Source organism: Lysinibacillus sp. NPDC097214, from assembly GCF_050277945.1.
GTDB lineage: Bacteria > Bacillota > Bacilli > Bacillales_A > Planococcaceae > Lysinibacillus > Lysinibacillus xylanilyticus_B.
The window spans coordinates 331,168-354,435 of record NZ_JBNNSS010000001.1; the positions used below are offsets into that span (position 1 = coordinate 331,168).

Annotated in this window: 21 protein-coding genes and 1 pseudogene; 5 read left to right on the forward strand and 17 right to left on the reverse strand. The window is 36.8% G+C overall.

The genetic code is table 11. The features are described from left to right. Positions 1-13: 13 nt before the first annotated feature. The 3 genes from hpaB to hpaI all read right to left on the reverse strand — a co-directional run bounded on the left by hpaB (position 14) and on the right by hpaI (position 4,028). A complete protein-coding gene (gene hpaB, locus ACQKMI_RS01645; RefSeq protein ID WP_323647391.1) occupies positions 14-1,486 on the reverse strand; it encodes a 4-hydroxyphenylacetate 3-monooxygenase, oxygenase component in 1,473 nt (490 codons plus the stop codon). Positions 1,487-1,513: 27 nt separating this feature from the next. Next, a complete protein-coding gene (gene hpaE / locus ACQKMI_RS01650) occupies positions 1,514-3,031 on the reverse strand; it encodes a 5-carboxymethyl-2-hydroxymuconate semialdehyde dehydrogenase (RefSeq protein ID WP_427486895.1) in 1,518 nt (505 codons plus the stop codon). 70 nt (positions 3,032-3,101) lie between these two features. Continuing rightward, entirely contained in the window at positions 3,102-4,028 is a 927-nt protein-coding gene (gene hpaI / locus ACQKMI_RS01655) for a 2,4-dihydroxyhept-2-ene-1,7-dioic acid aldolase (protein ID WP_427486897.1), read from the reverse strand. A 132-nt stretch (positions 4,029-4,160) separates the two neighbouring features. Between hpaI and ACQKMI_RS01660 the strand changes: the two genes are divergently transcribed. After that, positions 4,161-5,066, forward strand: a complete 906-nt coding sequence (locus ACQKMI_RS01660) for a LysR family transcriptional regulator (RefSeq protein WP_427486899.1) — start codon at positions 4,161-4,163, stop codon at positions 5,064-5,066. A 290-nt stretch (positions 5,067-5,356) separates the two neighbouring features. On the opposite strand, the gene ACQKMI_RS01665 is transcribed toward ACQKMI_RS01660, so the two are convergent. Then, positions 5,357-5,494: a hypothetical protein gene (locus ACQKMI_RS01665; protein WP_427486901.1), complete on the reverse strand. Its 138-nt coding sequence runs from the start codon at positions 5,492-5,494 to the stop codon at positions 5,357-5,359. 17 nt (positions 5,495-5,511) lie between these two features. Beyond that, positions 5,512-5,658, reverse strand: coding sequence for a hypothetical protein (locus ACQKMI_RS01670; protein ID WP_427486902.1), 147 nt, complete (start codon positions 5,656-5,658; stop codon positions 5,512-5,514). A gap of 585 nt (positions 5,659-6,243) precedes the next feature. Between ACQKMI_RS01670 and ACQKMI_RS01675 the strand changes: the two genes are divergently transcribed. Beyond that, positions 6,244-7,047, forward strand: a complete 804-nt coding sequence (locus ACQKMI_RS01675; RefSeq protein WP_427486904.1) for a hypothetical protein — start codon at positions 6,244-6,246, stop codon at positions 7,045-7,047. Between the two features lie 49 nt (positions 7,048-7,096). On the opposite strand, the gene ACQKMI_RS01680 is transcribed toward ACQKMI_RS01675, so the two are convergent. The 4 genes from ACQKMI_RS01680 to lepA form a co-directional block, all read right to left on the reverse strand. After that, complete coding sequence (locus tag ACQKMI_RS01680) at positions 7,097-7,447, reverse strand: aconitate hydratase (RefSeq protein ID WP_427486905.1); 351 nt, start codon at positions 7,445-7,447, stop codon at positions 7,097-7,099. Position 7,448: 1 nt separating this feature from the next. Continuing rightward, a complete protein-coding gene (locus ACQKMI_RS01685) occupies positions 7,449-7,667 on the reverse strand; it encodes a transcriptional regulator (RefSeq protein ID WP_427486906.1) in 219 nt (72 codons plus the stop codon). Positions 7,668-7,837: 170 nt separating this feature from the next. After that, positions 7,838-8,410, reverse strand: a complete 573-nt coding sequence (locus ACQKMI_RS01690; protein ID WP_427486908.1) for a hypothetical protein — start codon at positions 8,408-8,410, stop codon at positions 7,838-7,840. Positions 8,411-8,745: 335 nt separating this feature from the next. Next, positions 8,746-10,572 (reverse strand): translation elongation factor 4, encoded by a 1,827-nt coding sequence (gene lepA / locus ACQKMI_RS01695; RefSeq protein WP_427486909.1) that lies wholly within the window; start codon positions 10,570-10,572, stop codon positions 8,746-8,748. A 328-nt stretch (positions 10,573-10,900) separates the two neighbouring features. Here lepA and ACQKMI_RS01700 point away from each other — a divergent pair. Then, positions 10,901-11,175, forward strand: a pseudogene (locus ACQKMI_RS01700) (GNAT family N-acetyltransferase); the annotation flags it as partial. A gap of 388 nt (positions 11,176-11,563) precedes the next feature. On the opposite strand, the gene ACQKMI_RS01705 reads toward ACQKMI_RS01700, so the two are convergent. The 5 genes from ACQKMI_RS01705 to gpr all read right to left on the reverse strand — a co-directional run bounded on the left by ACQKMI_RS01705 (position 11,564) and on the right by gpr (position 17,831). Beyond that, a complete protein-coding gene (locus tag ACQKMI_RS01705) occupies positions 11,564-11,833 on the reverse strand; it encodes an FmdB family zinc ribbon protein (protein WP_427486910.1) in 270 nt (89 codons plus the stop codon). A gap of 20 nt (positions 11,834-11,853) precedes the next feature. Further along, positions 11,854-13,032, reverse strand: a complete 1,179-nt coding sequence (fmdA, locus tag ACQKMI_RS01710) for a formamidase (protein ID WP_427486911.1) — start codon at positions 13,030-13,032, stop codon at positions 11,854-11,856. Positions 13,033-13,496: 464 nt separating this feature from the next. After that, positions 13,497-15,392 carry an acyltransferase family protein gene (locus ACQKMI_RS01715; protein ID WP_427486912.1) on the reverse strand — a complete coding sequence of 632 codons (1,896 nt, stop codon included), beginning with the start codon at positions 15,390-15,392 and terminating at the stop codon, positions 13,497-13,499. Between the two features lie 506 nt (positions 15,393-15,898). After that, positions 15,899-16,762 carry a stage II sporulation protein P gene (spoIIP, locus tag ACQKMI_RS01720; protein WP_427486913.1) on the reverse strand — a complete coding sequence of 288 codons (864 nt, stop codon included), beginning with the start codon at positions 16,760-16,762 and terminating at the stop codon, positions 15,899-15,901. A 52-nt stretch (positions 16,763-16,814) separates the two neighbouring features. Next, positions 16,815-17,831, reverse strand: coding sequence for a GPR endopeptidase (gene gpr, locus ACQKMI_RS01725; RefSeq protein WP_427486914.1), 1,017 nt, complete (start codon positions 17,829-17,831; stop codon positions 16,815-16,817). Positions 17,832-17,994: 163 nt separating this feature from the next. Here gpr and rpsT point away from each other — a divergent pair, with 163 nt between their 5' ends. Beyond that, a complete protein-coding gene (gene rpsT, locus ACQKMI_RS01730) occupies positions 17,995-18,243 on the forward strand; it encodes a 30S ribosomal protein S20 (RefSeq protein ID WP_079562884.1) in 249 nt (82 codons plus the stop codon). A gap of 630 nt (positions 18,244-18,873) precedes the next feature. On the opposite strand, the gene holA is transcribed toward rpsT, so the two are convergent. Further along, positions 18,874-19,884 (reverse strand): DNA polymerase III subunit delta, encoded by a 1,011-nt coding sequence (gene holA, locus ACQKMI_RS01735; protein ID WP_427486916.1) that lies wholly within the window; start codon positions 19,882-19,884, stop codon positions 18,874-18,876. A 165-nt stretch (positions 19,885-20,049) separates the two neighbouring features. On the opposite strand from holA, the gene ACQKMI_RS01740 reads away from it, so the two are divergent. After that, positions 20,050-20,187 carry a YqzM family protein gene (locus ACQKMI_RS01740; protein WP_323647422.1) on the forward strand — a complete coding sequence of 46 codons (138 nt, stop codon included), beginning with the start codon at positions 20,050-20,052 and terminating at the stop codon, positions 20,185-20,187. A 31-nt stretch (positions 20,188-20,218) separates the two neighbouring features. On the opposite strand, the gene ACQKMI_RS01745 is transcribed toward ACQKMI_RS01740, so the two are convergent. Together ACQKMI_RS01745 and ACQKMI_RS01750 are read right to left on the reverse strand one after the other, a co-directional pair. Next, a complete protein-coding gene (locus ACQKMI_RS01745; protein ID WP_427486917.1) occupies positions 20,219-22,414 on the reverse strand; it encodes a DNA internalization-related competence protein ComEC/Rec2 in 2,196 nt (731 codons plus the stop codon). Positions 22,415-22,506: 92 nt separating this feature from the next. Beyond that, positions 22,507-23,076: a ComE operon protein 2 gene (locus ACQKMI_RS01750; protein WP_427486918.1), complete on the reverse strand. Its 570-nt coding sequence runs from the start codon at positions 23,074-23,076 to the stop codon at positions 22,507-22,509. Positions 23,077-23,268 lie beyond the last annotated feature (192 nt).

The window sequence follows — 23,268 nt, forward strand, 5'->3', positions numbered from 1 at the left end:
CTCCCTTAGCCGTTTATTTATTTTTAACTAACGCTTCTGATCGATTCAAAAATTCTTTTACACGATCAACATATTCCTGTTTGTCATACCCGTTATAAAGCGTACTTGCCATTCTAACTGGATCACCGAAGAAGAAGCGCTCATAAAGTGTTTGTCGAGTACCGAATGAACTTATACATACATCCCATGCCAAACGATAAAGTTTCACACGATCATAAGCATCTCCAGTGGCTGATTGTAAATACTTATCAAGATCCGGACGAATTTCAGAATTGAAGTCTGATTCTGATGGGATCGCCATTAAGCCACTTGCACCCATTAATTGCATAATTTCTGTAAAGCGAGGGTAAATTTTCGGGAAGTAATGACGTGCTACATTTAACGGTGCAAAATCTGGTGTCATAGTTCCCCATCTATCCACTTTTGCATTTGCTTCGGCAGCAACGACATATGCTTTCATCGTTTCAAGTGCAATAATTACCTCAGAGATTTTCTCCTGTATATGTTGGTATTGGCCAATATTAATTGTCTCTGCCATTAATTGAAGAATACCAAGTACAAACTCTGTTTTCGCGATATTTTTTGATACAACTTGATGTGTCATATGAACAACCGCATTACTTTCATTGTAGGCCTGGTTGCACACATTAACATCACCAAGGGCAAAAACTCGATTCCACGGAACGACAACATCATCAAACACAACAATGGTATCCATTTCTTCAAAGCGAGATCCTAGCGGATGGTCGAAATGAGACTTACCATAATCAAAAGATTCTCGACAAATAAATTTTAAGCCCGGAGTGTTATTAGGAATAGAAAATGCAAATGCATATGGATTTTCTTCAGCTGATTGTTTTAACAAAGTAGATGGGAATACCATGATTTCATCGGTAATACCACCTTGAGTAGCAAGTAATCTTGCCCCTTTAATAACGACCCCTTCAGATGTTTTCTCTTTAATCCGCGCTGCAATATACGGATCTGGAAGCTGTGCTGAGTTTACTCCTCTATTGACTTGAGGCTGAATCAACGTATGTGTTAAAGATAAATCATTTTCACGGCAATACTCGTAGTAGTTAGTCATGTTTTCGGCATAGATGGAGTCCTGTTTTCCAAACATTTCTGCAGCTGAACCATACGCCATCATCCCGACATTAATGTAATCAGGAGTACGTCCCATCATGCCACCATTATATTTCGCCCATTCTTGCATCATTTTGCGACGTGTCACCAAATCTTCTTTTGTTTTTGGCTGAATAAAAGATGTACCCACCCGTTCACCAGTTGTCGGAGATTCATATGTCATGTAATCCTTTTTGTCTGGATCATGTTGCAAATCGTAAAGTTCTGCCTGAGTTTTCATAACTCCTTTAAAAGCTGGATGTTCAGAAATCTTCCCTTCTACTCGTTTGCCATCAATCCATATATTTGCCTGTGCATTATCAACTCGTTCAATATATTGCTTCCCTGTTTTTGCTGGCATTATTGTTTCCCCCTTAAAAAATAGTGTTTACTTCCCAAATTGCGGAATATGATGGTCACCTATAGCAACATGGATTACCTTTGGTTCTGTATAGAATTCAAACATTGCGTAATGACCACCCTCTCTTCCAATTCCACTATCTTTCATACCACCAAATGGAATTCGAAGATCTCGTACGTTTTGAGCGTTAATCCAAAGCATACCTGCTTCAATAGCATCCGCCATACGATGTGCTCGTTTTAAATCTTTTGTCCATACAAAACCAGCTAGCCCGTAAGATACGTCATTTGCCATATGAAGTACTTCTTCATCTGTTTCAAATTCGATTACGGCCATAACGGGACCAAAGATTTCTTCCTGACATACTCTCATGTCATTTTTTGCATTTAATAAAAGTGTCGGTGGTACAAAATTACCTGCCTTTACCTTCTCCGGAACCACTCCCTGAACTACTTCACAACCTTCTTCTTTAGCGATTTCTATATATTTTTTTACTTTGTTGTAGTGACCTTTTTCAATTAGCGGACCAAGCTCAGTTGATGAATCCATTGGGTCACCGATTTTAATGTTTGCAACACGTGCTTTTAATTTTTCAACAAATTGATCTTTAATATTTTTATGCAAGAATACTCGAGAATTGGATGTGCAACGTTCCCCATTAAAAGAGAAAATCCCCCATATTGCTGCATCTAGAGCTCGTTCAAGATCTGCATCATCAAATACAATTAAAGGTGATTTCCCACCAAGCTCCATCGATGTTTTCTTTAAAGTATCCGCAGAGTTTTTAATAATAGTAGAACCTGTAGTCGTTTCACCTGTAAATGAAATCGCTTTCACATTTGGGTGAGCAACAAGAGCAGCCCCTGCTGTTTCTCCAAAGCCATGAACGACATTAAAGACTCCATCCGGAACTTTAGCTTTATGAATAATTTCAGCTAATTTATTGGCAGTCAAAGGTGAAAGTTCAGCTGGTTTTAGAACAACAGTATTTCCAGTTGCTAATGCAGGCGCTACTTTCCAAGTCTCTAACATGAATGGGGCATTCCATGGAGTAATTAACCCTATAACTCCTAATGGTTTATAAACTGTATAATTAACGAATTCATCATCCATTGGATAAGATTCGCCATGCAATTTTGTCTCAACCATTCGTGCGTAGAAACGGAAATTCTCTGCAGCACGTGCGGTTTGATTTCTTGTTTGGCTAATTGGCAGACCTGTATCTAATGATTCTAAGAAAGCAATTTCTTCAATCTCCTCATCGATGAGATCTGCAATTCTATTAATATATTTCATTCTTTCTTTCAATTTCATCTTGCCCCACGGACCATTCTCAAACGCTTCTTTTGCTGAGAGAACAGCTTGATCTATATCCGCTTCACGTCCCTCAGCAATATAGTTGTTTATTTCATTTGTAAATGGATTTTTATTTTCAAAAGAAGCACCTGACTTACTGTCGACAAACTGTCCATTAATATAGAGTTTTATATTTTCTACTTGCATGTGTTCGTGATTTTTTTGAGTCTCAGTTACTTGAACTTGCATGTGATTACACTCCTCATTCTTCTCTTACTCCTATAACAAGGAGTAAGAGAATTTTTTTGATGTTGAATGATTATTTAGTTACAATCTCATTTGATAAAATGCCATATTGATTTAAAACTTCACGAATTTCGTTTTGAAGTGCCTCAGATGGTAAATCCATTGGCTTGCGTAAAACTGGCGTAATTTTACCCATCATGCCCAGCGCTGCTTTTACTGGTCCAGGGTTAGTTTCTTTGAATAACACATCATTTAATGTCATTAATTCATAATGAAGATTTAACGCTTTTTCAGCGTCGCCTTCCTCCCAAGCATTGTGCATTTCTGCTACTTTCGCTGGTGCAACGTTTGCTGTGGCACTAATAGAACCTTTTCCACCGATTGTTAACATTGGGTAGCAAAGAAGTTCAATTCCCGAGAATAGACTAAAATCTCTACCACAATTTAATAGCACCCGATTGACATGTTCAAAATCTTTATTTGACTCTTTGGCACCAATAATGTTCGGGCAATCTTCAACAAGTCGAGCCATTGTCGTTACTTCCATATTCACCCCTGTTCTTCCAGGAATGTTATATATAATAATTGGAATATCCACGGCATCGGAGATAGCTTTATAGTGTTTATATAACGCTTGCTGGGAAGGCTTGTTATAATATGGAACGATGACCATCGCAGCATCTGCTCCCATTTCTTGAGCAGCCTTTGTTAGTCGAAGCGCTTCATTATGATTAACTGATCCCGTTGCTGGTATAAATGGAACTCGTCCGTTAATCGTTTTACTTGCTGTTTCCATCACAAGCTCTCTCTCTTCGATTGTTAGAGAACTAGGCTCCCCAGAAGTCCCAGTTACCGAAATACCATGGCTCCCACTTTCTATTTGCCAGTTAATTAAATTTTTAAATGTCTGTAAATCTAAACTTTCATCTTCCTTGAATGGTGTAATAACTGGTGCAATCGAACCTTTTATACTTTCTTTAGCTTTTTGAATTCTAGACATTTTATCTTCTCCTTTTCTACCTTTTCATGGAATCATTTTCAAGATTAATGTATCATTAAGTTTAAAATATTTAAAATATTTAAAATGTTTGTAATGCATATAAAATAAATATGCTTTCTAAGGAGGAATTTCATGGATATAAGACAATTGCGATACTTTACCACTATTGTTGAAGAAGGCCAAATCACTAGAGCAGCAAAGAAATTACATATGGCCCAACCCCCCCTTAGTCAACAGCTAAAAGCGCTGGAGGAAGAACTTAGTACTCTTTTGATAGTACGAAATGGAAAGAATATAGAACTAACAGCAGCAGGAAAAGTTTTGTATAAGAGGGCTACCAATCTTTTAAGTCAGATTGATGAAATAATTATGGAAGTGAAAGAAGTAGGAGAAGGTCTTAAGGGTACCTTATCAATTGGAACTGTAAAAACATGCTTTTCTTACTTACCTGAACGCATTCGTTTTTTCCGAGAAAAGTATTCAAATGTTACATTTCGTTTATACGAAGGGGATACCTATCGATTATTACAAGATTTAAGAAATAGGCATATTGAAGTTGCAATAGTCCGGTTACCTTTAGAAGCAGAATCAGATGACTTATCCTCACTGCCATTACCTCCGGACCATTTTGTAGCCGTTATCCCTGAGACGTGGAATTATGAAAATACAATAAGACTAGATGAACTTTCAAGTATGCCACTAATGTTGCTACAACGTTTTAAGGGTGTTGGTCAATACGAACTGGTTATAGAAGCTTGTAGAAAATATCACTATGAACCAAATATTGTCTGTCAATGTTCAGACGCTGCTATGATTATGTCCCTAGTTAGAGAAGGTGTCGGTGCTTCCTTACTTCCAAGGTCTGTCTTACATTCATTTTCTATGAATGGCCTGAAAATATTGGAGCTTGAAGAACTTAGTATTCAATCAGATTCCGCCGTTATCTGGTTGAAGGACCGTTACCTTTCAAAAAGTGCTATTAAATTTATTGAAACGTTTAAGAGGGACTACACTTTAAATATTTCACAAGTAGAATGACGCAAATAATTTCATGATTGTATAAATCATATGTGTTGAATCCGTTTTAAAGATTTTAATTACTCTCCCGTTACTCGAACCTGTATAGTTATATGAAATATATATTAGAGCTTACAAAGAAATTTAAATTTCCTTTGTAAGCATAAATTTTGTCAATTTAATTCTAATTCATTTTTATCATCTAATTTCTTATATACGGATTTGTATAATCGATTAATATTAGGTACATTTCTACCAAAGTAAAAAATACCCGCCTAAGATTCCTCTTAGACGGGTACCATATAAAATTTTTATCTCCGTACAATATACCCTACTACACGAGGCACTATTACGCTCTTATTATCAATAGCTTTATTGACATCCGTGGAAGGTTTTTTAATTGGTTGTTCTATAAAATCATACATAGTAATTTGTTTTTGTTCTTTCATATTTTATATTCCCCTCTCTACCATTCCAGCCAATTCTCAATGTTTGGTCTGCTGTTTATTTGTGTACGCTCATCACGTTCATTAAGCCAGTTAAAAAATGGCACTTGACGTTTCCTATTCACTGTCTCTTCTATATATGATGATTTATCCGATTTATTACTCAATCGCTATACAACCTTACTATATGCACCTACAAATACAGCTCTTAATGTACTAGCAACCGTCAGTACAACTTCTTTAATATCCGTAGATTTTGAATAGTACGTTCTTAGCTTTTATAAATTCATCCACAGAATTTATTTGTGAAGTTAAAACACATTTATGTGATACATCTTTTAAGTTGTCTGCTAAGGGCAAACTATTCATGAAATCAAATAGCATTACCTGGTACTCGTTCATGTATTTCTTACAAGCTTCCTTTTCAGCGGGAGCGTTATTATATATATCTTGTAAATTGCTTGTTTTAAAAGAAGAAAGACTAAAAGACTTAGATGTTAGGTTTTCTGTAAAAATCTAGGAATCATGTCATTTCTGACTTCATCGATTGTCTCTCGTTGGGACACGCTCGACGGGACATAAGGTAAAATGCAATATAGCCCCTTTTATACCGTTCAAAATACGAGGCCCACTTTGTATCACTCAGTTCAGAAAAGCAGATAACTAGGCACAGTTGTCTGTTATTTTATATGTACTTTTTCCTTCAAATTTCCTAGAATGGTAATTGAAAATGTAAAGGGAGGATTTTGTAAATGAAAAAATTATTCTACATAGGAGTCATGTCTGCATTATTACTTGCTGCATGTGGTGAAGAAGAAACTGCTACAGTTACTCCAGATGAGTTTAAAAAGTTGGAAAACGGTATGAGCCCTGATGAGGTAAAAGAAATTGTAGGTGGCATATCGAAAAATCCAGATGCAAAAGAAGATGACAACTTATTATTAGAATTAGACTATGATGGAGAAAATGGAGTAGATAAAGAATCTTCTGTATCGCTTATTTTCAAAGATGGAAAATTAAATTCTATTATAGAAGATGGTTTAATAACGGAGAAAGTAGAGTTGACTAAGGAGCAAAAAGAAAAAATTTCCGAAGACGTATCAAATTCCATGAATAAAGTTTCAAATGATTTGATTGATAAATACGAAACTACATTAAAACAAATCATTACCAAAACTAAGAGTAATTCTAATATCAGTATGAAAGACAAGGAATTAATTGAAGCCGGAAGATATAGCATTGAATTAACAAGTGATATTTTTATCTTTATAGATATGAATAAAGAAAATCACGTTGAAAAAATTAGTGCTGCTGTCTCATCGAATGCTCTTGCAACACAAAATAAAGAAGTGAAAATTGCATTCGAAGCATTATTACAAAGCGTAGATGATACTTTAAGTATTCAGCAACAATCAGCTATTCTGGAGAAACTTGGATTTACAGGTGATGGGAAATTAGTTGATCACACTAAATCACATAGTCATAATCCTTTTATGTATACATACCACAGTAGTATTGAAAATGATTCTGCAATATTGCAAGCTAAACTAGAATAAGTCGCTCAAATGAGTGGCTTTTTTCATTGCATAAAAAATAGGCACTATACTAATCAGTGCCTTTGTTTATATGGCTTAAAAGTAATTCCTCAACTCGTTTTTTTACTGTCTGATTGGCATACCTTAATACTTGGTCCTGCCCAGGTGTTGTAACAGTTAAGTCACTGAAATGCTCACTTATCTTTTCCCATCTAACGATTTTTATTTTATCCTTCGCTAAATCTCTTTTAATGTTGTAGTGATCTCTAGTTATTGCCTTTAATAGCTTTTCAATCATTGCTATATAAACATTACACATTTTTAGATTTTCAATGACCGAAAAATCACGCTGTAATGATTGAATTGCTAAATCCAGTATCACAAATTTGTGTAATAGCCTTTGTTGTTCAAATTTAATCATACTACCTCACGCTCTCTTTGAGTGATTGGAACAACTGCCAATCGCTATCAATAATAAATGTACGTTTTGCCTGTCTATTGAAACAATAAGCTTGAAATGAATCTCCAAAAACTTTAATAATCTTGATACGTCTTTTTGTTACTTCACCAGATTTAGCTAAGTACATCATATTTAAAAATTGATTACGCTGCATTGCTTTAATCAATTGTTCTTTCATCATTCCACACACTCCTTCAAATAAGAATGTTTGTTTGCATCTATATTAGAACGTTTGTTTGTATTTTGGAAAGTGAAAATTTATGAAATAAAAAAAGACCAAGCTCAAAATTATTGATTGCCTAGCCCTTCTCATTTGTTTATATGATTACTAAGTAGTTCACCTTTCCTATTTCATATGAAAATAGTTCGTTGAAACTGGCGATGTAACACTGTATTTCCTTCTTGTGGTATACCTAAATTGTTAATACCCCAAGTATTTATAATACATGGATCACCTGGAGTGATAGGGTCATTAGGTAGGAAAATATTAGTAGGAATGATCGGATCATTTGGCAGTGTCACCAGTACTTCATAACATGGATCAACTGGTTGCCAAGCATTTTGCGGAGTTGCATTAACAACAAGTAGTTTTTTTGCTGGGATTGTAAAAGTAAGAGGAGTTGATGTTCCATCAAAAAGTGAAGGTTGAGATTCTCCACATAAGAATGCATCTTTTGGCATCTCTTCTTGGGCACAATTTTGCCAATCTAATACCGAAACTGTTACTGTTTTGGATGCGTCTGTTTTATTTAAAAGAGTGACAACAATCGTCTCTGTAGCTGGATTTCTCCAAATTGCTCCTGTCGTAAAAGTATTTGGAACTGAAGGCTGAGCAAAATTCCCACGACAAATAGGACATGAAGAAACTTTATTTAAACGAACTACATTTTTTGTGCAATCACAATTACAACAAGGTTCCATCATCGCATTACCCCTTTTTAAATTTCAGCTTGATAATATTAGTTTATGATAAATGATTCATAAAGTTTAGATTATTTGCAATGTAACAATTTATTAATTTAGGAACAATAACATTGCATATGATATAACTTAAATAATTTTCCCCTTACAGTAAATACAGACCATATGATGATTAAACACAAAAAAGCCCAGGCTCAAAATTAATTGAATACCTAGGCTTTACACTTATCGTTGTGCAATTCCAAAAGACTTATAAATTGCTGGCATAATTTTAAAGCGGTGGCAATCTCCACCCTACTGATATAAAAACACTCAATTCAAACGTTGTTATATCAATGTTACTTCGAATCATCCATCTTCAGAACAGCCATGAATGCTTCTTGTGGTACTTCGACTGAACCTACTTGTTTCATACGTTTTTTACCTTCTTTTTGTTTATCAAGAAGTTTTCGTTTACGAGAAATATCCCCACCGTAACATTTTGCTAAAACGTTTTTACGCATCGCTTTAATTGTTGAACGAGCGACAATTTTTTGTCCAACTGCTGCTTGAATTGGCACTTCAAATTGTTGGCGTGGGATTAATTCTTTTAATTTTTCAACGATGACTTTACCGCGCTCATACGCAAAGTCACGGTGTACGATAAAGCTTAGTGCATCGACTTGCTCAGCATTTAATAAGATATCCATCTTCACTAGTTTTGAAGTCTGATAACCAATGAGTTCATAGTCAAATGACGCATAGCCCTTCGTATTTGACTTTAAATAATCAAAGAAATCATAAACGATTTCTGATAACGGCATTTCATAAATAATGCTGACACGTGTTGTATCAATATAATCCATTGTCATGAAGTTACCGCGCTTTAATTGACACAGCTCCATAACAGCTCCTACATAATCGTTCGGTACCATGATTGTAGCTTTTACATATGGTTCTTCCACTCGTTCAATTTTTTGAGGATCCGGCATAAATGACGGGTTGTCAACCTTAACTGTAGATCCATCTGTCATTTGAACATTGTAAATTACTGAAGGTGCTGTTGTAATTAAATCAATGTTAAATTCACGCTCGATACGCTCTTGAATGATTTCCATGTGTAAAAGCCCTAAGAAGCCACATCGGAAACCAAATCCTAGTGCTTGCGATGTCTCTGGCTCATATTGAAGTGCAGAGTCATTGAGCTCTAACTTTTCTAACGCTTCACGTAAGTCATTATATCTCGCTGTATCGATTGGATATAATCCGCAGTATACCATTGGATTTAATCGACGATAACCTGCTAATGGCTCAGTTGCTGGGCGATTAGCAAATGTAACTGTATCCCCCACACGAGTATCACCTACATTTTTAATGGAGGCTGTTAAATAGCCTACGTCACCAACTGTTAATTCAGACTGTGCTACAACTTTCGGTGTGTGTACACCAACTTCAATAACTTCAAATTCTGCTCCAGTAGCCATCATACGAATTTTATCGCCAGGTTTTACTGTACCATTCATGATTCGAATGGAAATAATAACACCTTTATAAGCATCATAAACAGAGTCAAAAATAAGGGCTTGTAACGGTGCATCTGGATCACCCGTTGGTGCAGGCACTTTCTCTACAATTTGTTCTAAAATATCTTCAATCCCGATACCTGCTTTAGCAGAAGCCAAAACCGCTTCAGAAGCATCTAACCCGATTACGTCTTCAACTTCTTGACGAACACGTTCTGGGTCTGCAGCTGGTAAATCGATTTTATTGATAACTGGTAAAATTTCTAGGTCATTATCAAGAGCTAAATATACATTTGCTAGTGTTTGTGCTTCAATACCTTGTGCTGCGTCTACAACTAAAATAGCACCTTCACAAGCAGCTAAACTACGTGATACTTCATAAGTGAAATCGACATGCCCTGGTGTGTCGATTAAATGGAATGTATACACTTCGCCATCTTTCGCTTCGTACTTTAATTGTACCGCATTTAATTTAATCGTAATGCCTCGCTCACGTTCTAAATCCATTGAGTCAAGGAGCTGTGCCTTCATTTCACGAGATGTTAAAGATTTCGTTTGCTCTAAAATACGGTCAGCAAGCGTTGATTTCCCGTGGTCAATATGTGCAATAATAGAGAAATTTCGTATATTCTCTTGTCTTTTTAAACGTGCTTCTCGGTTCATCTTTTCCACTCCTAATTAAACTATAATGAATTATACTATGAAAGATATGCAAAGTACAACAACAACTAGTCTAGAAAGCCTGTTACATCAATACTTGTAAGTGTTTTATGCGGTTTTTAGATTTTGCAGGTTAATGTATATTACAGCATGATTTCGGGGCTATTTGGGCTAGATTGGGACTAATAAGGCGAGCGTGTGTACAGGAATGCGTGAGTAAGAAAAATTGAGGCTAATTGCTTCGATCTTTTTTTGTTGGTAAATTATAAGAATATCTCACTTACTTAAAAAATAGCACTGTACATATTTGTCCAAGGAATATGTTCAGAACATCTTTCTAAAAAGACATGCCATTGTTTATCCGATTAATAATAAACTTTACGAGTATAATTCAAAACATTTCCCGAAGATTTACGAGGCAGATATTAAGAAATCAACCGCTTCCTCACAGATGAAAATGATCAAATCCTCGGCGCCATATTAGGAGAAATTTGTTGGAATTGGTTAGAGATCCATACACTGATGATTGATGAAGATATTCGCGGATTATGTTACGGTTCTAACTTATTATTAGAAATCGAACAAATTACTTTAAATAACAAATGTTATGCCTCACCGTTTGTCAGAATTGTGTCTAAGTTATGGCCAGGCCAGCTGTTAAACCGCTTTGCGCTTTAATAATGCAATTCAAGACTCCACAAAAAGCTGATTGGCCATTTTACAACGGGCAATCAGCTTTTTTGTAGTTTAGAGATGATTAATATACGTTGAATTGAAAACTACTCGCCACTTTGCTAACGCTTGAAGCGGGAGTCTTCTGTCGGGATCTGATAAAAAATCCTACAAACAACGCTCGGCGCTTGGGGATACCACCCGCAATAAACTAGACAGAAAACTACTGTCAGTCTTATTATTTCCGCCTATCACTGTAGGCGCCTTCTCTGAATGATAGAATAGCATCTTTATCCAATATACCCAGTAAAGCAATAGGTGCTTACCCGAATTGCCACGGACGATTTGCGCCCGCCTTTTTCCTTGGCTTATTGGTCCCTAATTCTTCTCGACTCATTATTCGCGGTTCCATTCCCTTTTCGATTTGCGAACTAATTGCTCTCGAAAGTGTATACACATTCGGTGCAAAATAGACCCGATTTGACTCTAATTGGCAAATAGGACAAGTTGATTTGTCTTTATTCCCTGCCATTGATTTAAAAAATAGCGTAAAATCTCCACAATCATTGCAACGAAATGTGTAACTAGGCAAGTATAAACCTCCTTATCCTATCATTTTGGCATAATATTTTTATCGAATATTTTTGTAGGGATTGCAATGGTACAACAAGCATTTGGAACATCGACTATGCCATTGATTCGACTTTCAACTGGTGCTGTACTCAGTAACATATAAGCTTGTTCACCTGTATAACCCAGCGTTTTTAAATACTCAATGGCATTCAAGCATGCCCGACGAAACGCAAGAGTAGCATCTAAATAATGTTGTTTCCCATCCTTATTATCTACTGAAATCCCTTGGAAAACGAGGAAATCATTATAGTTTGGATCTACTGGGCCCGGTTGGAATACAGGATTCTCGTAAATTTTATAGGTTTCCATGCCACCTTTAATGACATCCACCTTTAGATCAATCCATCCTGCCATCTCGATACCACCACAAAATGTGATTTCTCCATCCCCTTGTGAAAAGTGAAGATCTCCTACCGATAACTTCGCCCCCTCCACAAATACTGGGAAGAAGATTTTCGACCCTTTAGAAAGATTTTTAATATCACAGTTCCCGCCATTTTCCCTTGGTGGTACTGTTCGAGCTCCTTCCTTAGCTACACGATCAAACTCAGCCCCTTTTAATGTGCCGAGCACTGCCCTCTCCGGAGTCGGCGCATTGGCCAACGTTGGAACCCGGTCCGGGTTGGTCATGATGAGTTCTTTTTCTCTTTCATTCCATTTTTGCAATAGTTCCATAGAGGGAGCAACGCCTATTAAGCCAGGATGGATAATCCCAGCAAACTTCACACCAGGTACATGTCTCGAAGTCGTATAAATGCCTTCAAAATCCCAGATTGATTTAGCTGCTTCTGGAAATTCGTCAACTAAGAAACTTCCCCCATTCTCTCTTGCGAAAATGCCATTAAACCCCCACGCCGAATCTTGAAAAGTACCAATATCTAAAATATCTACGACAAGTAAATCTCCAGGTTCAACGCCGTTCACATAGACCGGTCCACTCAACACATGAACACGTGCAAGATTCACATCCCGAATATCATTTGGACTATCATCATTTTTAATTTGCCCATCTGTCCAGTCTTTACATTCCATCCTAAAAGAAGTGCCTGGATCTACTGAAAAAGCTGCTGGTATGTCTGGGTGCCATCGATTGTGACCAGGATGCGCCTGTTCTTCCATTGATTTGCTTAAATCTAGTTTGTACAGAGTTTTCGCCATTTGATTTACTACCCCCAGTTTCTATGTAAGTGATGTATGCGTTTTCATATTATCAAAGATAAATAGTAACGTCAAATTATTTTGAATATTCTATCTTTAGATTAATAAACAAACTAGAATGCATTGAGGGCAGCCAAATGTATTATTTCTTATTTAAAAACCTCACACATTCAGTATCCCCCTTCAACCTATTATCTAAATTGCGAATGTTCTGATTTTTTATCAGAAAAATAGATGCTAACAACTATTTATATAAAGTTGGATTATTTAATTTCTTTGTCATTTATTGTGCATCTAAAAATGGTTTGTAACTAGACTCATTAATCTTTTTTTATGCAAATATGTATCGACAATAAAGTACAGTATATTGGAACGCCAATGTAGAATGAAAATCTGCGTCTATATTTTCCTACAAAAAAATATCCAGCTACACTTACGTGCACTCTGGATATTTTATTACTAAATTATATATTTACGGATTGTTGAATTAGGCTCGTTAACGTATTAACACCTTTTTGTTCTAAATGTACGCCATCTGGAGCAAAGAATTCTGGATGATTGATGGCAGTCGAATGCCAATCAATCAATGTAATATTATCATGCTCTTGAGCTTTTTGTTGTAATGAATAATTCACTTTACCTTCCCAAGTACGAGGTACCCGAGTATTCACTAAATAAATATCGGCATTGGAGAAAGCTTCAAGTAGTGCATCTATCTGATCATTCGAAAAGAAACCATTTGTGCCAAGTTGAATAATAACAGCTTTATTTGGCTGATTAAAACTAGCATAATTGGGTGCCAGTTGGATCGCTTGTGAAACTTGGCGACCAATTTTTGCATCAATCGTAATGTTTGGATAGATGTTATGTAAGCTTGAAGCAATATCTATCATTAAAGAATCTCCAATTGCTAATATTCCATTATAGGATTCTTTTTCAGGGTTCGCAGTTGTATCATTTTCTCCTTGCTTAGGTTCTTCTTTGTCAGGAGGGCTAGCTTCAGCTTTTTCATTCTCAACATTCGCTGAGCCGCTTTCTGGTGTTTCTTTTTCCGCTACGGCATCCTGTTGCTTCGAAGGTTGTTCTCCACCGCTTATTTTAATTTCGGTTGGTTGAGACTCTTTTGAGTCCGTTTTTTCTTCACCTACAACACCCGTCATCCCAGTAAAAAATACTAAAAGGAATAGTGGAACGAGCACCGTTGAAATTTTTCTAGCAAACGTAAGGCTGCTCCATTTATTTTTATTAATTACTAAATGCTGTCGATAATAGGAGCGGAAGCCTTCCTTACGTATTGGCATTTCGATATAACGATATGATAATTCAGCAATCATCAAAATAAGAACTAATTGTAATGCAACTCGCCAGTACACAGGATTACCTATTTCATGGACTGGAGTACCCAATACCATAATCGGATAATGCCATAGATAAATTCCATATGATCTTGAACCTATCCAACGTAGAGGCTTTAAAGAAAGTATTTTTCCTAAAATGCTAATTGGATGACAAACACATGCTATTAATATAGCTGCATTCAAACAAAATAGGAACATACCTCCTCTATATAAGAAAGTTTGATATTCATCTACAAAAATAATACTTAAAATGAAAATACTAAAAGCAACTAAGCTTATTACATTTAGTTTATTGACATGGTCAGTAGATAATTTTTGAGAAGATAGTCTTTTCATTGGCCAAACGAGCGCTAGCCAGCAGCCTATAAGTAATTCAAAAGAACGCGTATCTGTCCCGTAATATACTCGACTTGGATCCGCTCCTGGCTCATACAGTATGCCCATTAACACAGCTGAGCATAATGCACCGATAAAGATATAAATGGCTAATTTAGCAGGCTTTTTAACAAGATAAAGCCCTAGCATTAATAGAATTGGCCAAATAAGATAAAATTGTTCCTCAATGGCTAAAGACCATAAATTTTTTATAGGTGAAGGGGATCCAAAACTATCAAAATAAGAGAGTTTATGAAAAATGAACCACCAATTACTTGAATAAAAAATAGAGGATATTGCATCTCCACGCAATGTATTTAGAAGATCCTTATGAAATAAGGTAGCCCAAGCGAATGAAGTAATAATCATTACGTATGCAGCAGGTAGTAGGCGTCGAAATCGCCCCATCCAAAATTTTCCTAAACCTACTGTTAACTGATTTCCTTTTAAGGGTAAAACAGTAGAAGTAATTAAGTAACCCGATAAAACAAAAAAGATATCAACTCCTAGGAACCCACCACTGGCCCATTTGAAGTTAAAATGATAAGCTATCACAGCTAGTACTGCTAAAGCTCGAATCCCATCTAACCCAGGGATATAACGATGATTGACTGCCTTGCCTGACATAATATTCCGACCTCTTCTTCCGATAATCCATAAATCTTTGCCGCATTTTTTATAGTGTAAACGTTAGTTTTAAGTTAAATATCGTCCCCTTTTAACTAGTGAATCAGTGCAATCACTTATATAAATGACGGATGAGTAATTATAAAAGTTTAAATTTTATCATAAACAACACGAAATTCTTCTCATATGTATAGTTGCCCCTTTATCCTTTTTAGAATAAAGGTTTATTTTATCCATCAAAAAAGCATCTCCAAAAATGGTAGATGCTTCAAAAGCGTATTCCGCCTATTGCATATGCCGCAAAACTTTTACAATTCAAAGTCAAATCTTTATGTGCTGACTCGAAAATTATAAGGCAAGAAACGAATAAATAAAAGGCTTAACTTCTATTTTTTCTAAAAAAATTCCTATCATTTTTGCTAACAATTATTCTTTTAAAAAAATAGTAAAAACAACGCCTAATTGGCAAAAAGAGAGACTATTTTGACAATCTCTAATATATTGTTTTACTCTTGTTTTTCTGTAACGAAGGATTTTGCTATAGCTTTTCCTATTACAGCAATTGTACGATTCAATTCTTCTTCTGTATTGTCAATTCCACCTATTTCGATTAAGATCATTTCTTTTGTTAAATCTTGATTATAACGACCATCCACATTGTCACCACTTTTTGATATAACACCTCTGGAAATTTTCGGCACAATTTCATTCATAGTAGCTGATAGACTTTCTGCATAAGCAGTATTCCATCTATAATTCTTATGCTCTGCACCAATGACAATGGCAATCCGTGCATATGATTCGTTATTATGGGTTATCGTTGTTGCATTTTTCTTAGCAGAATCTCGATGCAAATCAATCACTAAATCGTAGGATTGCTCTTGTAAACGTTTTGCTAAATAAGGACGTACAACGTTGTAAGCAGCCGGAAAAGTTTTTTTCTGACGTTTTAATTCCTTCATCACATCAACGTCTAAAACGTCCGTTTGTATACCGTTCATACTAAAATGCTTAGAAATCGTATCTTTTAAATTAAAAATATTTGTTTTTTCATCATAAACGGCCGCTTTCCCGCTAACAGCTTGCACCATTGGTTGATATGATTCCTGTGAATGTGTAAATACTAACAATACTTTAAATGGATCTTTTGTTACCTCTTTTGTTACCTCTTCTGGTGTTTCCTCTTTTGTCTGCTCAAGGACACTTTGTTCAGGTAAATTAGTAGCGGCAAACACGACTGGTTTATCCTCTGGCTCTTTAATCGGAGTCGATGCTTGCTTGTTGAACGGAAGTTGCCCAGCAATGACAGGTAATACGAAGAAGAACAATAATAAACCAAATGACCACTGTAGTTTTTTTAGCAAAGTCACACCCTCCTCCCCTTATCGTATGGAGAGGGTGTGCCTTTTAGAACGGAAAAAATTATAGATTATTTGCCCATTTCATAAGCATAGATGATACGAGTTTTGCATAATTATCTATCCAATAATCGGCTTCCTTTGGAGTGACCATCAGCTGTGTATGCGAGCCTGCGAAAGTCTCTTCAAACAATTGCTGACGCTCTTCTTTAGACCATGTAGCCCATTCACCAAAAATCGGCTGTACTAAAGACATATCTAGTTCTTTATTGATATCTGGTTGCCAAGACGACAATGACAATTTTGATGAAGGTTTACTCCGTTCTGACACTCGTGCAGCTATTGAACGTAGCATTACCTCTACAGCATCGGCAATTAGTACAGGTGCATCGACTACTGTTGGGATACCAATTGCGGTAACAGGAATGCCAAGCATCTCATATGAGATTTCCTTACGCTTATTTCCTACGCCTGAACCAGGGTGTATTCCTGTATCCGTTAATTGAATTGTTTTACATAAGCGATTACTCGCTCTAGTTGCAAGTGCGTCTACAACAATAATTAATTTGGGCTTTAGACGTTCTGCCAACGCCGCTACAAATTCACCAGTTTCATATCCTGTTTGCCCCGTTACACCAGGCGCATACATGACGAATTTTTCATCAATTACATCTAAACTATGCAAATGATCAATAAGATATGGTCCTATAGCATCTGGTGTAATTGTACGATTACCTAGACCAATAATTAAAATTTTGTCATCTTCTTGCCATGACATGGATTCATGCATTTTTTTAAAATTCACAAGCAATTCTTTCTCAAGCTGCTCAAATCCATCTCGATCTTCTAGCGTCAAAGTAGGCACAGATAGTGTAATGTACTGCCCTTTCTTCTTCCCAATTTGTTGCTCGCCTTCTGCATTCACAAGTACATCTGTAATTTTTACCCGACCAGCATTCCGATCTTCAATTTGAATACCACTTGATTCTTCAAGCGTTTCTTTTTGTTCTTTCGTTTGATGTAAAACAACCTCTTCAGATTCATCAATTAAATCTGTACGTTGCCAATTAAAGTTTTGCATACAGTTCACCTCAACTGTAGTTTGTTCAAACTGTCAAGTAAATATTCTTTGCATTTATCTATTGCAATTTGGCCAAGCGTTTGTTAAAATGATTTTTGTTGTATTGACACAAGAAATCAAATGAGAAGATATCATCTCGTACCTATTTTAGGAGGTGAAACATATGCCAAACATTAAATCTGCGATTAAACGCGTAAAAGTTAACGAAAAAGCTAACGCTGCTAACACTAAAGCTAAATCTGCAATGCGTACTACAGTGAAAAAAGCTGAAAACGCTGTTGCTGCTAAAGCTGAAAACACACAAGAACTTTTACAAGCAGCTTACAAATCATTAGATAAAGCAGCTTCAAAAGGACTTATCCACAAAAACGCGGCGGCTCGTAAAAAGTCTCGCCTTGCTAAAAAAGCGTAATTGTTGTAAAGGATCAGTATACTCTATTAAGAGTTACTGATCTTTTTATTTATAGGAAAAATCAATTACCCCTAATCGTAATTGTAACTATAGCTGTCACTTCATTTTCCTACTATGATACTTACTCAAGCGTGTTGTTATTTTTATCCACTATAATTAATTAGAGGGCTCTGATTTCGTTATGGGCTACTCGCTTTGTTGCTGCCGCTACGCTTTCGCACAGATAAAACATTTGTTGCTGCCGCTACGCTTTCGCACAGATAAAACATTTGTCGCTGACGCTTCGCTTTCGCGCAGAGCAAGGCTTCCTGCGGGCTAGCGTCGAGCCGCTTCCTTCGCTAAAGGAACGAAGGCTAAATGCGTCACGTCCTGTGACAATGCCTTCGTGACCAACATCATGTTGGCCTCAGGGTCTCGTCTGTCTCGCTTTCCCGCGGGAGTCGAGTAGCCCTACGCTACAATCAGACATTAGCAAAATATCAACAAAAAAAAATCCTTTTATCAGCCAATTATAAACCTATATGTTCCTAATCAACACGCCTGATACTTACTGAACGAAAATAAAGAGCTGCCCATATTGCTTCGGACAGCTCATCAATAGATATATTTCATTCTAAACAATCGTTACATTTAGAGTCGGCGCAGTAAAAAGAGTTCTAAATAACGCTCACGATTGCCTCCTGTTGATTTCAGTTGTAAATCGACCTCTGCTAACTGATATAAAGCCTTCAATAAGCTTTCCTCTGATGGACGATTACGCTGCTCAACCATCAGCTTGACACGATAAGGATGTATTTTTAAATTTTTTGCGATTTGCTGTGGATGATAGCCCTTTTTTAATAAATAAAATACATTGGACATCGTACGTACATTTGATGCAAGCAATCCAACAAGCATGATAGGCTCTTGCTTTTGACGTAGTAAATCGTGATAAATAGACAATGCCCCTACAGAATCGTTCGCAAAATAAGCATTTAACATTTTAAAGGCATCCTGCTCTAACGTTTTTGCTACTAAATCCTCGACTAACGTAGCAGTTATTTCACCGCCATTTCCTACATAAAGAGTCAGCTTCTCAATTTCCATTTGCAACTGTAGCATATTCGGTCCAACCATTGCGACAAGCTGCTCAAGTGCATTTTGTGTGATGCTATTGCCCTCGGCTTTGACTCTACTTTGTATCCACACGGCTAAGTCCTGCTCCTTTGGTGTTTCAGCTTGGACTAATAACGCATGCTCCTTCATCATCTTTGTCACTTTTTTACGTTCATCCAATTTTTCATATGGTGCGATAAAAACTGTTACTGAAAAATCAGAAGGGTTAGCAAGCCATGCTTCTAAGCGTTTTATATCATGGTCAATTTTTTCTTTTCCTTTTTCGGTTGCCTTTAAAAAGGATGCGTTTTTGGCAATGATCAGCTTTCGCTCAGAGAAAAAAGGAATTGTATCTGCTTCATCCATAACGACATCCACTGGCATTTCTTCCAAATCAAATGTTGACATCTCGATCTCTTCTTCGTGCCCTATCGCTTCTTTTAATCGTTTAACTGTTTCGTCTATAAAATAGCTTTCTTCACCAACGAGTAAATAAACTGGTGAGAGCTCTCCCTTTTTGATATTATTCCAAACCGTTGAAATCATAATTTTCCCTCCATGTAGCAATACTACTAGTATACATTATTTATATTCCTTTGTGACTTTGACAAAAATTGTGTCGATTCCTTGCCATTTGGCAGATTCTCCTTTTCGATATAGCTTTTATGAAATTGTTGTCTTATAATAAATAACAGAATTGGAGGGATAACAATGAATCCATTTGAAGGAAAAAACATACAATGTAGCCGTAACGATGCAACTGATTCAGGAGTTGGTTTCGGTGTATCATTCGGAATGTTTTCACTTATGTTTATCATCGCAATAGTAGTAGAAGTAGCATCTAGATAATTGAATGTAATTTACGAGGAAAAAGACCGGCTCATTGGACAAGGTCTTTTTCCTTTTGCACAAACCAACTATTCTCTAGAATTCTTACTTCAATCGTCCCATCTATTCCAGTTGTTAACGTAGATAAATTTCGACTTGTAAAACGCTCCACAATCTCTTCATGTGGATGACGGTAACGATTATTGAGCCCAGCACTGAAAATGGTTAGTTCAGGCCGTAGCAGCTCTACAAATGGCTCAATACTTGATGTTTTACTGCCATGGTGTCCAGCCTTCAACAATGTCATATCCGCTAATTGTTTGTTATAAAGATGAATAAGCTCCTGTTCACCATGTTCCTCTAAGTCACCAGTTAACAATGCTCGAAATGACCCCTGTTGCATATATAAAACGATTGAATCATCATTGCCCTCATAAAGAGTGTCACGGGGCCATAAATAATGAAAAGTAGTTTTTCCTATACGCCAAGCTGTTCCCTGCATTTTTTCTTTTACAGGAACTTTTTTCTTTTTGGCTTCCATCAGTAAATCCCGCATTACAGGCTTGTCCATTGAACCAGGAGTGAGGTGAATTTCATGCATGTTAATCTCCTGCAATATCTCTTCAGCGCCCTCTACGTGATCAGCATCCGCATGAGTGGCGATAAAAATATCAATGTCTCGTATCCCTTTGCCTTTCAAAAACGGGACAACAACTTGCCTCCCGACCTCATATGGGCTGTCTGACGTCTTCCATACGTCCTGCTCAAAGCGTAGTAAGCCACCTGAATCAATAACATACACAGCCCTTCTAAACGGTAATTCAATAACTGTACAATCACCTTGACCAACATTTAAAAATGTAAGTTTAGTTTCGCTAAACAGCATCGGAAAAAAATGAATACATAATGCAGGAATAAAGATCACAACTGCAAATTTACAATACTGTTTTATCTCGATAAAATAGAAGCCTGCTAATACACTTATCAACGCCACGCAAAGAAGCCATATAGCGGGCTTCCCTGGCGACCACAGCTGAAACGGCAATTCTTGAAGATATAAAATAAACTTTGTAAGCCAAACACGGAGCGGCTCGTACACTTCAAATAAAGCTTTTGCTACTGGCATTGATAGTATTGTTATAACAAACATGACCATATTAAAAGGTAGAATAACAAAGGAAAACAGTGGTACAAAAATAATATTTGCTAAAAATGAAGAAATAGAAATTTCATAAAAATGATGGAGCAATAATGGATATACAAGAAGCTGGCACACAAATGTAATGAAAAATGAGCGGATTAACCAGTTCGCGAATAGTCTAAAAATGACAGCTGAATAGACGAGACTAACCGTTGCTAAATATGACAATTGAAAGCCAATCTGATAAATGACACCTGGTTCAAGTAGGACAAAGCAAATAAAGCTAATGGCTAGAGCATCATCCATAGATATGTGCCATCTAGCGTAACGCATCAACATGATTAATTCTACGACAGATACTGCGCGCCATACGGAAGGCGCACCACCAGCTATCACCCCATATATAGGTAAGATGATGAGTAACACTAAGGTCGCCATTTCCTTTCGTATACCTATACGTAGAAGACCTTCAAAAAACAACCATGAGACAAGTGCCACATGTAAACCAGAGATAGCAAATATATGTGTGATGCCAAGCTTTTGATAGGCTCTTTGAAGCTCATGGTCGACTTGATCCTGTAATCCTATTAGAAGTGCTTGTGCCTCTGCAACTAGTGACTTAGGGAATGTTGTTTCAATATGTTTTTTCATATAGTGTCTCTGTTTAGCAAGAAACGAACGAATGGATGTTTTCTCTTCTATAAAGGTCCAGTTTGAAACTTCAAATATTCCCCTAGCACCTTTACTGATTAAATATTTTTCCATCGAAAACGCATACGCATGTGCGGGTGGAAGGGGTGCTATAAGTTCTCCTTGAACTAGATAGGTCCTACCTGTCAATGAAGTAGTTTCATAAAAGCTTTTCTCTTCTTCTGACGAAAAAGTATATACGACATACAGCTTCTCATCTGTTTCAGTTTTTACAAAGCCTCTGAGTTTTTGACCATTTATTTTATATTCGCTCGACCAAGTTATTGGGAATGTTGACGGTAGAGGGGAAGAGTCCGTCAGTTGAAATGTAACGATGAAGAAATAGGAAAGAAATCCAAAGACGATCACAAGAGCTGAAATTAAACGTGTTTCACCTTTCCATTTAAGCCCTAACACGAAAAGCAGAAGAACGGCGAGTAGCCAAGCTGACTTGTGTGCCGCTATTGAAGCAACAAGTACAGCTAGTGCTACGTAAATCCATTTATGCTTTAAAGCTTTTTGCCAAATAATGCACTCACCTTCTGTTCAAATGGGAGCAGTTTTTCTGCAGGCATACCACTCTCACGAAGCTCGTTTAGCATGTCTATATACAAGGCTAATTTTTCGTCGCTTAAGAAGTCGATTTTACGTTCGTCGAACGGAACGTGTACCACCTCTACACCTGCTTTTTCAAATAACTCTTGTGCATAAGGATTATTTTTATAATCCGTCGCGTAATACACACGTTCAATACCTGCTTGAATAATAGATTTCGTACATGGTAGACATGGGAAATGTGTAACATATAAGTCTGCACCTTTTGTAGGCGTCCCGTATTTAGCACATTGTAGTAGTGCATTCATCTCAGCATGCACTGTGCGCACACAATGGTTATCAACAACATAGCAACCATTTTCAATACAATGTTCATCACCTGTAATTGAGCCATTATAGCCACCAGCAATAATTCGCTTATCTCTTACAACAGTTGCTCCTACTGCAAGCCTTGTACATGTACTACGTAATGCGAGTAAATGGCTTTGCGCCATGAAAAATTGATCCCAAGTAATTCGCTCCATATGACTACCTCCAAAATTTTACATACATTGAATTAACAAGGCTCATCACCCTAACGTGTGGTTGATTTCCGTTCCGACTGGGCGCTTTGTTGTTGCTGTCGCTACGCTTTCGCACAGATAAAACAATTGCTGACGCTTCGCTTTCGCACAGAGCAGAGCTTCCTGGGGGCGTCCGATGAGCCGCTTCGCTTC

Excerpts from the sequence above, each read along its gene's own strand:
- ACQKMI_RS01660 (WP_427486899.1), top strand. The coding sequence starts at position 4,161 with ATGGATATAAGACAATTGCGATACTTTACCACTATTGTTGAAGAAGGC.
- ACQKMI_RS01740 (WP_323647422.1), top strand. The coding sequence starts at position 20,050 with ATGAATCCATTTGAAGGAAAAAACATACAATGTAGCCGTAACGATGCA.
- hpaE (WP_427486895.1), bottom strand. The coding sequence starts at position 3,031 with ATGCAAGTTCAAGTAACTGAGACTCAAAAAAATCACGAACACATGCAA.
- hpaI (WP_427486897.1), bottom strand. The coding sequence starts at position 4,028 with ATGTCTAGAATTCAAAAAGCTAAAGAAAGTATAAAAGGTTCGATTGCA.
- lepA (WP_427486909.1), bottom strand. The coding sequence starts at position 10,572 with ATGAACCGAGAAGCACGTTTAAAAAGACAAGAGAATATACGAAATTTC.
- hpaB (WP_323647391.1), bottom strand. The coding sequence starts at position 1,486 with ATGCCAGCAAAAACAGGGAAGCAATATATTGAACGAGTTGATAATGCA.
- ACQKMI_RS01665 (WP_427486901.1), bottom strand. The coding sequence starts at position 5,494 with ATGAAAGAACAAAAACAAATTACTATGTATGATTTTATAGAACAACCA.
- ACQKMI_RS01675 (WP_427486904.1), top strand. The coding sequence starts at position 6,244 with ATGAAAAAATTATTCTACATAGGAGTCATGTCTGCATTATTACTTGCT.
- ACQKMI_RS01680 (WP_427486905.1), bottom strand. The coding sequence starts at position 7,447 with ATGATTAAATTTGAACAACAAAGGCTATTACACAAATTTGTGATACTG.
- ACQKMI_RS01715 (WP_427486912.1), bottom strand. The coding sequence starts at position 15,392 with ATGTCAGGCAAGGCAGTCAATCATCGTTATATCCCTGGGTTAGATGGG.
- ACQKMI_RS01685 (WP_427486906.1), bottom strand. The coding sequence starts at position 7,667 with ATGATGAAAGAACAATTGATTAAAGCAATGCAGCGTAATCAATTTTTA.
- fmdA (WP_427486911.1), bottom strand. The coding sequence starts at position 13,032 with ATGGCGAAAACTCTGTACAAACTAGATTTAAGCAAATCAATGGAAGAA.
- ACQKMI_RS01690 (WP_427486908.1), bottom strand. The coding sequence starts at position 8,410 with ATGATGGAACCTTGTTGTAATTGTGATTGCACAAAAAATGTAGTTCGT.
- ACQKMI_RS01750 (WP_427486918.1), bottom strand. The coding sequence starts at position 23,076 with ATGGAGCGAATTACTTGGGATCAATTTTTCATGGCGCAAAGCCATTTA.
- rpsT (WP_079562884.1), top strand. The coding sequence starts at position 17,995 with ATGCCAAACATTAAATCTGCGATTAAACGCGTAAAAGTTAACGAAAAA.
- holA (WP_427486916.1), bottom strand. The coding sequence starts at position 19,884 with ATGATTTCAACGGTTTGGAATAATATCAAAAAGGGAGAGCTCTCACCA.
- gpr (WP_427486914.1), bottom strand. The coding sequence starts at position 17,831 with ATGCAAAACTTTAATTGGCAACGTACAGATTTAATTGATGAATCTGAA.